Here is a 13516-nt window from a genome sequence, read left to right as displayed (position 1 = left end):
TTCGCGGCAAAGAAGTCCCCAAGAACGTGGCAGGCTTGGCTCATGGCGCAGATCAATCCCAGCATCCTCTCCGCAGACTTCGCCCGCCTCGCGGACGAGGCCAAGGCCGTCGACGGCGCCGACTGGCTGCACGTCGACGTCATGGACAACCACTTCGTGCCCAACCTGACGCTGGGCGTGCCGATCGTCGAGTCGCTGAGCCGGGCGACCGACACCCCCCTCGACTGCCACCTGATGATCGAGGACCCGGACCGCTGGGCGCCGCAGTACGTGGAGGCCGGGGCCGGCTCCGTCACCTTCCACGTGGAGGCCGCCGCGGCACCGGTCCGGCTCGCCCGGGAGATCCGCGCCAAGGGCGCCAGGGCCTCCATGGCGCTCAAGCCGGCCACCCCCATCGAGCCCTTCGAGGACCTGCTCCCCGAGCTCGACATGCTGCTCATCATGACCGTCGAGCCCGGCTTCGGCGGCCAGGCCTTCCTCGACATCATGCTGCCCAAGATCCGCCGCACCCGTGAGCTGATCGCCAAGCACGGTCTGGAGCTGTGGCTCCAGGTCGACGGCGGCGTCTCCGAGTCGACCATCGAGCGCTGCGCCGAGGCGGGCGCCGACGTCTTCGTGGCCGGCTCGGCGGTCTACGGGGCGGCCGACCCGGCCGCCGCGGTGGCCGCGCTGCGGGCCAGGGCGGACGCCGCCACGGCCGGTGCCGCCTGGGCATGTGGCCACTGAGCCTCCGGCCGGTGAACGCGGTCCGACGGGCCGCCGACAGGACTGATCAAGGCCCGCCGTTTCTGACAGGATGAACAGCGGGTCCAGAGTGTGAACGAACACGGATCGTGGACAGCGGTGCGTGAACAGCAGTGAGGAGATCGCGGTGGCGGGAATGTCGGCGGGACGATCAGCCCTGCGGATGGGCCCCGCGGAGCTGGTGCAGGCGGCGGCCATGGCCCGTCGCTTCTACCTGGAGGGGAAGTCCAAGATCCAGATCGCCGAGGAGTTCGGCGTGAGCCGCTTCAAGGTGGCCCGGGTCCTGGAGACCGCTCTGGAGCGGGATCTCGTACGCATCGAGATCCGGGTACCGGCCGAGCTGGACGCCGAACGCTCCGACGCGCTGCGCGCCCGTTACGGGCTCCGCCACGCCGTCGTGGTGGAGTCCCCGGCCGAGGACGACGAGTCGCCCGACCCCGAGAACCTGGGCGAGGTCGCCGCCGACCTGCTCGGCGAGCTGGTCACCGAGGGCGACGTCCTCGGCCTGGCCTGGGGCCGCTCGACCATCCACATGGCGGCCGCCCTCGACCGGCTGCCCCCGTGCACGGTCGTCCAGCTCACCGGCGTGTACGACGCCGGGACCGCCGAGCGCGGCTCGGTCGAGGCGGTCCGGCGCGCCGCCCAGGTCTCCGGCGGCGAGGCCCACCCCATCTACGCGCCCATGCTGCTGCCGGACCCGGCCACCGCCGCCGCCCTGCGCAGCCAGACCGGCATCGCCCGGGCCTTCGAGTACTTCGACAAGGTCACCGTCGCCTGCGTCTCCATCGGCTCCTGGGAGCCCGGCATCTCCACCGTGCACGACATGCTGTCGGAGGAGGAGCGCGCCCACTACGCCTCCCTGGGCGTGGCCGCCGAGATGTCCGCGCACCTCTTCGACGCCGAGGGCCGCCGGGTCGGCCGCGACCTGGGCGAGCGGTGCATCACCGTCGAGGCGGACCGGCTGCGCCGGATCCCCGAGGTCGTCGCCATCGCCGGCGGCCAGCGGAAGGCGGCGGCGATCGGCGCGGTGCTCCGCTCCGGCCTCGTCACCAGCCTGGTCACCGACCGCTCGGCGGCCGACTACCTGCTCACCGAGTTCAGCCCGGCCCCGCGCCCGGCGCTCGACCGGGCGGACCCGGACACGGGCACCGGCGGCCGCTGACGACCGCACCGGAGGGCGCCGACCGCGGGCACGGTCGGCGCCCTCCGTCGTCCGGGCGCGTCCCCGGGCGCAGCCGCGCGGCCGGTGACAGCATCGGGGCATGATCGCTCGCTGCGTCCGGCCGGTACTCGCCCTCTTGGCCGGGCTGTCGCTGCTCCTCACCGGCTGCTCCGCCGGGACGGGCACGTCCACCGCCACCGCCGCCGCCCCCTCCGCCACCGCCTCGCGCGCCTCGGGACTGCCCACCGTCCGCGAGGCGGAGCTGCCGCCGGAGGCCCGGCACACGCTCGCCCTGATCCGCGCCGGCGGTCCCTACCCGTACGCCAGGGACGGCGCCGTCTTCTCCAACTTCGAGCGGATCCTGCCGCGGCGCGAGCGCGGTTACTACCACGAGTACACGGTCCGCACCCCCGGCGAACGCGGCCGCGGGGCCCGCCGCATCGTCACCGGCGGGGAGGGGGAGTCGTACTACACGGACGACCACTACGAGAGCTTCCGGGAGGTGGTCGCGGATGAGACTCGATGACGCCGTCGTCCTCGACCTGCACGGGGTCACCGACAAGACGGCCTTCATGAACCGCTGCGTACGGACCCTCCCGCTGCCCGTCTGGTTCGGCCGGAACTGGGACGCGCTCGCCGACTGCCTCGCCGATATGCGCGAACCCATGGCGGTCGTCGTGACCGGCTGGCAGGCTTATGCCGAGGCCGAACCCGACGACTGGGCCATCGCGCAGGAGGTCTTCTCCGCGGCGGCCCGCACCAGCCGTCTGGGCCTCGCGGTCCTCCTCGTACTCGGTGGTTGGGAGGATCGCACAAGCGCCTCCGCGCAAGGCTCGGACGATCCGCCCGCAGCATCCCCCGGCCCCGCCGTGGGAGAATGAACTACGTGCTTTTTCCCCTGGCTGAAATGCCTAGGGGCCGATCCGAACGACTGGGATGTCAGCACGTGCGTTTCCTCAATGACGTCAAGCCGCCGTACGACCTCACGTACGACGATGTGTTCATGGTGCCGAGCCGGTCGGCCGTCGGCTCCCGCCAGGCCGTGGACCTCTCCGCGCCCGACGGCACCGGTACGACGATCCCGCTGGTCGTCGCCAACATGACCGCGATCGCCGGCCGCCGCATGGCCGAGACCGTCGCCCGCCGGGGCGGCCTCGTCGTCATCCCCCAGGACATCCCGATCGAGGTCGTCACCGAGGTCATCTCCTGGGTCAAGGACCGCCACCTGGTCCTCGACACCCCGATCGTGCTGGAGCCGCACCAGACCGTCGCGGACGCCCTCGCCCTGCTGCCCAAGCGGGCGCACGAGGCCGGCGTCGTCGTCGACGAGCACCGCCGCCCCGTCGGCGTCGTCACCGACGCCGACCTCACCGGCGTCGACCGCTTCACCCAGCTCTCCGAGGTCATGTCCAAGGACCTGCTGCTGCTGGACGCGGACATCGACCCCCGCGAGGCGTTCCACACCCTCGACACCGCCAACCGCCGCTACGCCCCGGCCGTGGACGCGGACGGCAAGCTGGCCGGCATCCTCACCCGCAAGGGCGCCCTGCGGGCCACCCTGTACACCCCGGCCGTGGACGCGAACGGCAGGCTGCGCATCGCCGCCGCCGTCGGCATCAACGGCGACGTGGCCGGCAAGGCCAAGCAGCTCCTCGACGCGGGCGTCGACACCCTCGTCATCGACACCGCCCACGGGCACCAGGAGTCGATGATCTCCGCGATCAAGACCGTCCGGGCGCTCGACCCGCAGGTCCCGATCGTGGCCGGCAACATCGTCGCCGCCGAGGGCGTCAAGGACCTCATCGAGGCCGGCGCCGACATCATCAAGGTCGGCGTGGGCCCCGGCGCCATGTGCACCACCCGCATGATGACCGGTGTCGGCCGCCCGCAGTTCTCGGCCGTCCTGGAGTGCGCGGCCGAGGCGAAGAAGTACGGCAAGCACGTCTGGGCCGACGGTGGCGTCCGGCACCCGCGCGACGTCGCCATGGCGCTCGCCGCCGGCGCGTCCAACGTGATGATCGGCTCCTGGTTCGCCGGGACGTACGAGTCCCCCGGCGACCTCCAGCACGACGCGCAGGGCCGCGCCTACAAGGAGTCCTTCGGCATGGCGTCCGCCCGCGCGGTGCGCAACCGGACCTCCGACGAGTCGTCCTACGACCGGGCCCGCAAGGCGCTGTTCGAGGAGGGCATCTCCACCTCGCGGATGTTCCTGGACCCGCAGCGTCCGGGCGTCGAGGACCTGATCGACTCGATCATCGCCGGTGTGCGGTCCTCCTGCACCTACGCCGGTGCGGGGTCGCTCGCCGAGTTCGAGGAGAAGGCGGTCGTCGGCATCCAGTCCGCGGCCGGTTACGCCGAGGGCAAGCCGCTCCACGCGAGCTGGAGCTGACGCGACCGGCACAAGCCCAGGGCCCCGCTTCCGAGCGGGGCCCTTCGCTTTGACCGCGCCCCGCAGGGCGGTGTCCACGGCGGAGCGGCGGCCGCTTCGGGCGTCAGGGTGTGAAGCCCTCCGCGCGCAGGGCGCGGGCCACCGCCGTGCCCAGGAGGGCGTGGCCCGTGTCGTTGGGGTGGAGGCCGTCCGCGAGGTGGGCCGGGGTCAGCAGGTCGCGGCCCGGGAGGACCGCCAGCCGGCGGTCGCCCGCCGCGGCCAGGTCCCGTACAGCCGCCTCCATGGCCGCCCGCAGCTCGGTGAGCGTCGCGCCCAGGGCGTTGCCGGTGTGCTCCGCCGCCGGGCGCAGCACGGGGGAGAGCAGCAGCAGCGGGGTGTCCGGGTGCCCGCGGCGCACCAGGGCGACGAACGCCCGGGTGGTCTCGTAGAGCAGCGGCGCCGAACAGGGCACGGCCGCCCAGCAGTTGGTGCCGAAGGCCAGGGTGATCAGCTCCCCCGGGAGGCGGGCGAGGTGCTCGGCGAGCGGAAGTTCGCCCCGGGCCCCGCCCGCGTACCCGAGGTTCACCGGGTCCAGGCCGAGCAGCCGGCCGGCCACCGCGGGCCAGGAGAGGGCCGGCCGGGTCGCCCACCAGCCCTCGGTGATGGAGTCGCCGTGGACCAGCCAGCGCGGGCGGCGCGGGGCGGGGGAGAGGGCGCCGCCGACGGCCCGCAGAGCGCGCACCACGGGCGCCTGGGCCTCCGGCAGGTGGAGCGTGAAGGTGCCGCCGCCGGGCGGGAGCGGGATGTCCACGGTGCCCTCCCGGGCGGGTTCCGCGAACACCTCCGTCAGGCACCGGGTGCCCTGCCAGAGCGCGAAGCCGTGCCGGAGTGCGCGCAGGGCGTCGCCGGGGTCCGGGGTGGCCGCCCGGTAGCGCAGCCGCACCGCCCGGGTGCCGGGCGCGGCCGTGAACTCCAGGCGCACCCCGATGGGCAGCTCGGCCCGTCGGGCGATGTCCCAGGGCAGTCGTTGCAGGTCGGACGGGTCGGCCCGGACCGGGCGGTCGCCGTCCCGCCAGGCCGTGCCGCGCAGAAAGGGTTCGGGCTCCATCCAGCTCAACGGCGACCTCCGATCGCGGGGTGCAGCGTGGGGTACGCGGCCCGAGCAGTCAAGGCGCGCGCCCGGGTCGCCGTACGCCCCTGATGTGTCGATTTTTGCGGGGGAGCGCAATGTTTCCTCGTCCGTGCCCCAAGTGCGCAATGATCATCCGACACTACGCAACAACCCTGCATTACGGATGCGAACTGCGACCGCCTAGGGTGAACCTCCGTACCAGGAGTGGCGGCGACCGCCTGCTCGGCGGTCTCCCCTTCCCCTGTGGGCTCATCCAGCCTGCCCGGGTACCGCCGCGGTCCCCGCCCCACCGACAGGCAGCGATAAGGAGCCTCCGCAGTGCTGGATCACGGCGCAGCCCCGCCGGTCGTCGACACGACCGCGCCCAAGACCTCCGGGCTCTCCGCCCTCACCCGCCGCAAGCCGGTGGAAGCGCTGGTCGCAGAGGGTGGCCAGGGCGAGGGCGGCAGCCTCCGCCGCTCGCTCACGATGTGGCAGCTGACGATGATCAGCATCGGTGCGACGCTCGGCACCGGCATCTTCGTCGTCCTCGGCGAGGCCACTCCGCTCGCCGGCCCCGCGGTGGCGATCTCCTTCGTCATCGCCGGCCTCACCGCCCTCTTCTCGGCGCTCTCCTACGCCGAGCTGGCCGGCTCCATCCCGGTCTCGGGCTCGTCCTACTCGTATGCGTACGCAACGATGGGTGAACTGATCGCCTGGATCTGCGGCTGGTGCCTGGTCCTGGAGTACGGCGTCTCGGTCTCCGCCGTGGCGGTCGGCTGGGGCGAGTACCTCAACGAGCTGCTCGACGGCACCCTCGGGGTGACCATCCCCGAGGTCGTCTCCGCGCCGCTCGGCGAGGGCGGCTTCGTCAACCTCCCCGCCCTCGTCGTGGTGCTGCTGGCCATGGTCTTCCTCATGGGCGGCGCCAAGGAGAGCGCCCGCGTCAACACGATCATGGTCGTGGTGAAGATCGTCACGCTGCTGCTCTTCATCGGCATCGGCTTCCTGGGCATCAAGGCGGGCAACTACGCCCCGCTCGCCCCGCTCGGCGTCACCGGCATCAGCGCCGCCGCGGCCACGCTGTTCTTCTCGTACATCGGCTTCGACGCCGCCTCCACGGCCGGCGAGGAGGCGAAGAACCCCAAGCGGGACCTGCCGCGCGCGATCATGCTCTCGCTGGTGATCGTCACCGTGCTGTACTGCCTCGTCGCCCTGGTCGCCGTCGGCGCCATGCCGTGGCAGGACTTCGAGGGCACCGAGGCGGCCCTCGCCCAGATCATGAAGGACGTCACCGGCCAGAGCTTCTGGGGCGTCGTGCTCGCGGCGGGCGCGGTCGTCGCCATCGCCAGCGTCGTCTTCGCGGTCCTCTACGGCCAGACCCGCATCCTCTTCGCGATGTCGCGCGACGGCCTCGTGCCCAAGGTCTTCGCGAAGGTCGACCCGAAGACCGGCGCGCCGCGCGCCAACGTCGTGATCGTCTCGCTCTTCTGCGGCGTCCTCGCCGCGTTCATCCCCCTGGGCGAACTGGCCAACGCGACCAGCATCGGCACGCTCTTCGCCTTCGCCCTGGTCAACGTGGCCGTCATCATCCTGCGCTACACCCGGCCCGAGATGAAGCGCACCTTCAAGGTGATGCTCTTCCCGGTCACGCCGATCCTCGGCTTCCTGTTCTGCGCCTACAACATGTACAGCCTCCCGGCGATCACCTGGCTGTGGTTCGGCGGCTGGATGATCGCGGGGCTCGTGTTCTACTTCCTGTACGGCATGCGCCGCTCCCGACTGGCCACGGCACGGGCCCTGGCCGAGGCACCCGCAGAGAAGTGACCCACCCGTAGTGCGACTCAACGACCTCGACGAACGCATCGTCCACGCCCTCGCGGAGGACGCCCGCCGCAGCTACGCCGACATCGGCTCGCTCGTCGGACTCTCCGCCCCCGCCGTGAAGCGGCGTGTGGACCGGCTCCGGGCCGAGGGCGCCATCACCGGCTTCACCGTCCGGGTGGACCCGGCGGCGCTCGGCTGGGAGACGGAGGGCTTCGTCGAGATCTACTGCCGCCACAACACCTCGCCGGACGACATCCGGCGGGGTCTGGAGCGGTACCCCGAGGTGGTGTCCGCGTCGACCGTCACCGGCGACGCGGACGCCGTCGTCCAGGTCTTCGCCTCCGACATGCGCCACTTCGAGCGCGTCCTGGAGCGGATCGCGGGCGAGCCCTTCGTGGAGCGCACCAAGTCCGTCCTGGTGCTCTCGCCGCTGCTGCGGCGCTTCTCCTCCGGATCGCCCGCCTGACGCGCTACCGGGCCATGCCGTCGTAGATCCACGGCAGCACCCGGAAGTCCCCGCCGCCCCGTACGACCTTCTCGTGCGGGGCGGCCGCGTTGCAGGGCGGCACCTCGTCCGTCTGCGGCGTGGAGGCGAGCCAGCTGTAGCCCAGCCGGTCGCGCTTCCCGTCGTCGTACACCGACACCCCGACCCGCTTGTCCCGCAGGTCCGGCACGTTCGTCTCCTCGACGATCCCGGTGACGGTCGCCACCGGGCCGCCGGTGGCGAGGCAGTCGACCCGCACCAGGGCGGTGAACTCCCGCTTCCCCACGGCGTGGCTGTACCGGAAGGTGCCGGTGGCGGCCCTCGGGTCGTCGCGGTCGGCCCAGGCCAGGTGGGCGTCGAAGGAGAAGTGCACCTTCTCGCCGGTGGCCGGGGCGCGGTCCAGCCAGGCCGCTCCGGTCAGCGCGGCCGCCTCGCGCGGCGCCCCGCCCTCCCGCGTCGGTGCGGCGGTGGCGGCGCCCGTCGCCCCGGCCCCGACCAGCAGGGCGACGGCGACGGCGGCGATCTTCGTACGAGGGTGCATGACGGTCCTTCCGGCAGGTCGTGCGGACACCCCCCACTCTTCCGCCGGGGTCCCGCCGGAGCGTCGCGCCGGCGGATGATCCCGGGGTACGCCGCCGGTCGCGCGGCGGGTACGACCCCGGTCTGACCGCCGCGCAACGAATCGCCGCCATGGGCGGACATCGCGCAACGGTTCGACGGTCGGTCCGCAACGGTCCCGTCTTGTCCGGGCCGAGCCCGGAACCGTACCGTTTTGAGCGTCTCCCGCAGACGCCCCTCCCTCCCCTCCGCCCCCACGAGGACCACCATGCCCGCGTTGCGCACCGCCCTGCTCCAGAGCTCCGGCCGGCTCGGTGACGTGACCGCCAATCTGCGGATCCTCGACGAGGCCGCCGCCCGGGCCGCGGCCGCCGGCGCGGACGTGCTGCTGGCCCCCGAGCTCTTCCTCACCGGCTACGCCATCGGCGCCGACATCGCCCGCCTGGCCGAGCCGTCCGACGGTCCCTCCGCCCGCGCGGTCGCGGAGATCGCCGCCCGCCACGGCCTCGCCGTCGGCTACGGCTACCCGGAGCGGGACACCGAGCGGCACGGCGTGATCTACAACGCCGCCGCCCTCTTCGGCGCCGACGGCGCCGCCCTCGCGCACTACCGGAAGACCCACCTCTTCGGCGACTTCGAGCTGAAGTGGTTCACCCCCGGCGACCAGCCGCTCGTCCAGGCCCGCATCGGTGACCTCACCGTCGGCCTGATGATCTGCTACGACGTCGAGTTCCCGGAGAACGTCCGGGCGCAGGCCCTGGCCGGCACGGACCTCCTCCTCGTGCCGACCGCGCTGATGCACCCCGCCGAGATCGTCCCCGAGTCGGTGGTCCCGGTGCGCGCCTTCGAGAACCAGCTCTACATCGCGTACGCCAACCGCGCCGGCGCCGAGGGCGACTTCGAGTTCGTCGGCCTCTCGGTGCTGGCCGGCCCCGACGGGACCGCCCGGGCCCGCGCGGGCCGGGGCGAGGACCTGGTGATCGGCGACGTGGACACCGGCTTCCTGGCGGCCTCCCGCGCGGAGAACCCGTACCTCCGCGACCGCAGGCCGGGCCTGTACGGCTCCCTCGTCTGAGCCGCCCCCTCCTCTTCCCACCCGTTTTCCGTGCAAGGAGTCCGTACCCCATGACGTCCACCGTGCCCAACGCCGTCGAGCACGCCGACGAGCAGCAGCCGCCGATCACCATGTTCGGCCCGGACTTCCCGTACGCCTACGACGACTTCCTGGCCCACCCGGCCGGCCTCGGCCAGATACCCGCGACCGAGCACGGTGCCGAGGTCGCGGTCATCGGCGGCGGCCTGTCCGGCATCATCGCCGCGTACGAGCTGATGAAGATGGGCCTCAAGCCCGTCGTCTACGAGGCCGACCAGATAGGCGGCCGGCTCCGCACGGTCGGCTTCGAGGGCCCGGAGACCGAGGGGCTGACGGCGGAGATGGGCGCCATGCGCTTCCCGCCCTCCTCCACCGCCCTCCAGCACTACATCGACCTCGTCGGCCTGACCACCTCGCCGTTCCCGAACCCGCTGGCCGAGGCCACCCCCTCGACCGTCGTGGACCTCAAGGGCGAGACGCACTACGCCGAGACCATCGCCGACCTGCCGCAGGTCTACCGTGACGTCGCCGACGCGTGGAACCGCTGCCTCGACGAGGGCGCCGACTTCTCCGACATGAACCGCGCCATGCGCGAGCGCGACGTCCCGCGCATCCGCGAGATCTGGGCGAAGCTGGTCGAGAAGCTCGACAACCAGACCTTCTACGGCTTCCTCTGCGAGTCCGAGGCGTTCAAGTCCTTCCGCCACCGCGAGATCTTCGGCCAGGTCGGCTTCGGCACCGGCGGCTGGGACACCGACTTCCCCAACTCCATCCTGGAGATCCTCCGGGTCGTCTACACCGAGGCCGACGACCACCACCGCGGCATCGTCGGCGGCTCGCAGCAGCTGCCGCTGCGCCTGTGGGAGCGCGAGCCGGAGAAGATCGTCCACTGGGCGCAGGGCACCTCGCTGGCCACCCTCCACGAGGGCGGGCAGCCGAAGCCGGCCGTCACCCGGCTGAACCGCACGGCGGGCAACCGGATCACCGTCACCGACGCGTCCGGCGACATCCGCACCTACCAGGCGGCGATCTTCACCGCCCAGTCCTGGATGCTGCTCTCCAAGATCGCCTGCGACGACTCGCTCTTCCCGATCGACCACTGGACGGCGATCGAGCGCACCCACTACATGGAGTCCTCGAAGCTCTTCGTGCCCGTCGACCGGCCGTTCTGGCTGGACAAGGACGAGGAGACCGGCCGGGACGTCATGTCGATGACGCTCACCGACCGGATGACCCGCGGCACCTACCTCCTCGACGACGGCCCGGACAAGCCGGCCGTCATCTGCCTCTCGTACACGTGGTGCGACGACAGCCTGAAGTGGCTGCCGCTCTCCGCGAACGAGCGCATGGAGGTCATGCTGAAGTCGCTCGGCGAGATCTACCCGAAGGTCGACATCCGGAAGCACATCATCGGCAACCCGGTGACGGTCTCCTGGGAGAACGAGCCCTACTTCATGGGCGCCTTCAAGGCCAACCTGCCCGGCCACTACCGCTACCAGCGGCGCCTCTTCACCCACTTCATGCAGGACCGCCTCCCCGAGGACAAGCGCGGCATCTTCCTCGCCGGCGACGACATCTCGTGGACGGCCGGCTGGGCCGAGGGCGCGGTGCAGACGGCGCTCAACGCGGTGTGGGGCGTGATGCACCACTTCGGCGGCGCCACCGACGCCACCAACCCGGGCCCGGGCGACGTCTACGACGAGATCGCCCCGGTCGAGCTGCCGGAGGACTGAGTCCCTCCGCGTGTGAGCCGCCCTCCGGCGGGGGATCCGTCCCCGCCGGAGGGCGGCTCTCGTGGCCGAGCGGCACACGGCCCGCGGCGGTGCGACGAGGCCGTACGGCCCGGCGGCTCTTCCGCCGGATCGCGGGCGAGGAGTTCCTGCCGCGCTGACGCCCCCCGGGGTCGTCGCGGGCGGCCCTACGGGCGGGCGAGCGGGGTGAGCAGCATCCGCCCGACCAGCCCCACCGAGCGGTCGAGCCGCTCGGTGAACTCGCCCGCGAGCCCCGGCAGTGCCCGCAGCTGCCAGAGCGAGCGGGCGGCCAGCCAAGCCCCGTCGCGGGCCCGGTCCAGGCTCCAGCAGCCGAGCAGATGGGTCAGCGGGTCCGCGATCTCCAGGAGGTCCGGGCCCGGCATCAGCTCCTCGCGGATCCGCTCCTCCAGGAGCACGAGGACGTCGCCGACCCGGTCGAACTCGTCCTCCAGGTCCGCGGGACCGCACTCCAGGGTGGCGCAGGCGTCGACGACGGCGAGCGCCAGGTCGTGCCCGATGTGCGCGTTGATCCCGGCGAGCGCGAACTGGAGCGGGGTGACGCCGGGGTGGCGGCGGTAGTGGAAGAGTGGCCGCCAGCAGGCCGGGCCGGGGCCGCCGGACGCGTGGGCGTCGACGGCGGCGAGATAGCGCTCGGCGAAGCGCACGTCGAGGGTGGCGGCGGCCCGCCGGTCCCCGAAGGCGCCGGCCTCGATGGCGTGGCCGATCTCCTCGGTGACCGTCAGGTACACCCGGTTGAAGACGGCGACCCCGTCGGCCGGGTGCCAGGCCGCCCGCAGCGACCGCATCCGGTCCACCACCGGGTCGACCGCCACGAACTGCCCGATCCGATCGTCCGTCCACTGGGTCTGCGCCATGGGGGCAGACTCCCAGCCGCCGGGCCCGGGAGGGAGTCCCTGCGGCCCGGCTTCGCCGGAACGGGCGAATACGTCAGTTCTTCGCCGTGTCGCCGGAGCCCTTCTCGTACGGCTCCTTCTCGTACTCCTTCTCGTACGAGCTGGTGCCGGCGTCGAGCAGCGGTTCCTGCTCCGTGGGGGCGGCCTTCAGGTGCGCCGGGGCGAAGGCGCGCAGCACGTGGTAGCCGGTGATGACGACGATCGTGCCGAGCGCGATGCCGCCCAGCTCGAAGGTGTCGGTGAAGGTGAGCTTCACGCCGCCGACGCCGATGATGATGCCGGCGGCGGCCGGGACCAGGTTGAGCGGGTTGCGCAGGTCGACCTTCGCGTTGATCCAGATCTGGGCGCCGAGCAGGCCGATCATGCCGTAGAGGATGACGGTGATGCCGCCGAGGACGCCGCCGGGGATGGCGGCGACGACCGCGCCGAACTTGGGGCAGAGGCCGAAGAGCAGCGCGAAGCCGGCGGCGGCCCAGTAGGCGGCCGTGGAGTAGACGCGGGTGGCGGCCATGACACCGATGTTCTCGGAGTACGTGGTGTTCGGCGGGCCGCCCACGGCGGTGGAGAGCATCGACGCGGCGCCGTCGGCGGCGATCGCGGTGCCCAGCTTGTCGTCGAGGTCGTCGCCGGTCATCTCGCCGACGGCCTTCACGTGGCCGGCGTTCTCGGCGATGAGGGCGATGACGACGGGGAGCGCGACCAGGATCGCGGACCACTCGAAGCTGGGGCCGTGGAAGGAGGGCAGGCCGATCCAGTCGGCCTTGCCGACGCCGGAGAGGTCGAGCCGCCAGTGGTCGGTGACCTCGCCGCCCGGGGACATCGAGTGGATCTTCCCGAAGAGCAGGTCGAAGACCCAGGAGATCGCATAGCCGAAGACCAGGCCGAGGAAGATCGCGATCCGGGACCAGAAGCCGCGCAGGCAGACCACGGCGAGACCGGTGAAGAGCATCACCAGGAGCGCCGTCCACTGGTCCTGCGGCCAGTAGGTGGCGGCGGTCACCGGCGCCAGGTTGAAGCCGATCAGCATGACGACGGCGCCGGTCACCACCGGCGGCATCGCCGCGTGGATGATCCGCGCGCCGAACCGCCGCACCGCGAGGCCGGCCAGGAAGAGCACCGCGCCGACGACGAGGACGGCGCCGGTGACGGTGGCGCTGCTGCCGCCGGAGGCCCGGATCGCTGCGGCCACGCCGACGAAGGAGAGCGAGCAGCCGAGGTACGAGGGGACCGTGCCGCGGGTCGCGAGCAGGAAGATGACCGTGGCGATGCCGGACATCATGATCGCGAGGTTCGGGTCGAGGCCCATCAGCACCGGGGCGACGAAGCTCGCGCCGAACATGGCGACCACGTGCTGGGCGCCGAGTCCGGCGGTCCGGGGCCAGGAGAGCCGCTCGTCGGGGCGGACGACGGCCCCGGGGGCGGGCGTTCTCCCGTCCCCGTGCAGGGTCCAGCGCACGCCGAGGTTCATGAGGTCGCTCCCGTTCTCCGGTTCCGGCGGCCGTGT

General features: G+C 72.4%; 13 protein-coding genes. 9 read left to right on the top strand and 4 right to left on the bottom strand.

Annotated elements, in window-relative coordinates:
* The first annotated feature begins 42 nt into the window (after positions 1-42).
* The 5 genes from rpe (at position 43) to ABFY03_RS07325 (ending at position 4295) form a co-directional block, all read left to right on the top strand.
* Positions 43-726, top strand: coding sequence for a ribulose-phosphate 3-epimerase (rpe, locus tag ABFY03_RS07345; protein WP_319009799.1), 684 nt, complete (start codon positions 43-45; stop codon positions 724-726).
* Positions 727-847: 121 nt separating this feature from the next.
* The gene (locus tag ABFY03_RS07340) at positions 848-1906 is read left to right on the top strand and encodes a sugar-binding transcriptional regulator (protein ID WP_319009798.1); all 1059 of its coding nucleotides are present in this window, start codon (positions 848-850) and stop codon (positions 1904-1906) included.
* Between the two features lie 100 nt (positions 1907-2006).
* Positions 2007-2432, top strand: a complete 426-nt coding sequence (locus ABFY03_RS07335) for a guanyl-specific ribonuclease (protein WP_346169523.1) — start codon at positions 2007-2009, stop codon at positions 2430-2432.
* Complete coding sequence (locus tag ABFY03_RS07330) at positions 2419-2787, top strand: barstar family protein (RefSeq protein WP_346169522.1); 369 nt, start codon at positions 2419-2421, stop codon at positions 2785-2787. Before ABFY03_RS07335 ends, ABFY03_RS07330 begins: the two co-directional genes overlap by 14 nt.
* 65 nt (positions 2788-2852) lie before the next feature.
* Positions 2853-4295: a GuaB1 family IMP dehydrogenase-related protein gene (locus ABFY03_RS07325; RefSeq protein ID WP_319009795.1), complete on the top strand. Its 1443-nt coding sequence runs from the start codon at positions 2853-2855 to the stop codon at positions 4293-4295.
* A gap of 103 nt (positions 4296-4398) precedes the next feature.
* On the opposite strand, the gene ABFY03_RS07320 is transcribed toward ABFY03_RS07325, so the two are convergent.
* Positions 4399-5382, bottom strand: a complete 984-nt coding sequence (locus ABFY03_RS07320) for a GDSL-type esterase/lipase family protein (RefSeq protein ID WP_386723728.1) — start codon at positions 5380-5382, stop codon at positions 4399-4401.
* A 342-nt stretch (positions 5383-5724) separates the two neighbouring features.
* Here ABFY03_RS07320 and ABFY03_RS07315 point away from each other — a divergent pair, with 342 nt between their 5' ends.
* Together ABFY03_RS07315 and ABFY03_RS07310 are read left to right on the top strand one after the other, a co-directional pair.
* Positions 5725-7212 (top strand): amino acid permease, encoded by a 1488-nt coding sequence (locus tag ABFY03_RS07315; RefSeq protein WP_346169520.1) that lies wholly within the window; start codon positions 5725-5727, stop codon positions 7210-7212.
* Positions 7213-7222: 10 nt separating this feature from the next.
* The gene (locus ABFY03_RS07310; RefSeq protein WP_015032260.1) at positions 7223-7678 is read left to right on the top strand and encodes an Lrp/AsnC family transcriptional regulator; all 456 of its coding nucleotides are present in this window, start codon (positions 7223-7225) and stop codon (positions 7676-7678) included.
* Positions 7679-7682: 4 nt separating this feature from the next.
* Here the strand turns inward: ABFY03_RS07310 and ABFY03_RS07305 are convergent, their stop codons facing one another.
* Positions 7683-8237, bottom strand: a complete 555-nt coding sequence (locus tag ABFY03_RS07305; RefSeq protein ID WP_319009792.1) for a Repetin — start codon at positions 8235-8237, stop codon at positions 7683-7685.
* 285 nt (positions 8238-8522) lie between these two features.
* Here ABFY03_RS07305 and ABFY03_RS07300 point away from each other — a divergent pair, with 285 nt between their 5' ends.
* Both ABFY03_RS07300 and ABFY03_RS07295 read left to right on the top strand, forming a co-directional pair.
* Positions 8523-9329, top strand: coding sequence for a carbon-nitrogen hydrolase family protein (locus ABFY03_RS07300; RefSeq protein WP_346169519.1), 807 nt, complete (start codon positions 8523-8525; stop codon positions 9327-9329).
* A gap of 50 nt (positions 9330-9379) precedes the next feature.
* Positions 9380-11080: a flavin monoamine oxidase family protein gene (locus ABFY03_RS07295; RefSeq protein ID WP_319009790.1), complete on the top strand. Its 1701-nt coding sequence runs from the start codon at positions 9380-9382 to the stop codon at positions 11078-11080.
* 185 nt (positions 11081-11265) lie between these two features.
* Here the strand turns inward: ABFY03_RS07295 and ABFY03_RS07290 are convergent, their stop codons facing one another.
* Both ABFY03_RS07290 and ABFY03_RS07285 read right to left on the bottom strand, forming a co-directional pair.
* Positions 11266-11973 carry a DUF5995 family protein gene (locus ABFY03_RS07290; RefSeq protein WP_319009789.1) on the bottom strand — a complete coding sequence of 236 codons (708 nt, stop codon included), beginning with the start codon at positions 11971-11973 and terminating at the stop codon, positions 11266-11268.
* Positions 11974-12046: 73 nt separating this feature from the next.
* Positions 12047-13480 (bottom strand): uracil-xanthine permease family protein, encoded by a 1434-nt coding sequence (locus tag ABFY03_RS07285; protein WP_346169518.1) that lies wholly within the window; start codon positions 13478-13480, stop codon positions 12047-12049.
* Positions 13481-13516 lie beyond the last annotated feature (36 nt).

The sequence above is a fragment of the Streptomyces roseofulvus genome (assembly GCF_039534915.1).
Lineage (GTDB): Bacteria > Actinomycetota > Actinomycetes > Streptomycetales > Streptomycetaceae > Streptomyces > Streptomyces roseofulvus.
The sequence above is the reverse complement of the archived record's forward strand: the minus strand, read 5'-3'. Positions and strand labels throughout refer to the sequence as shown.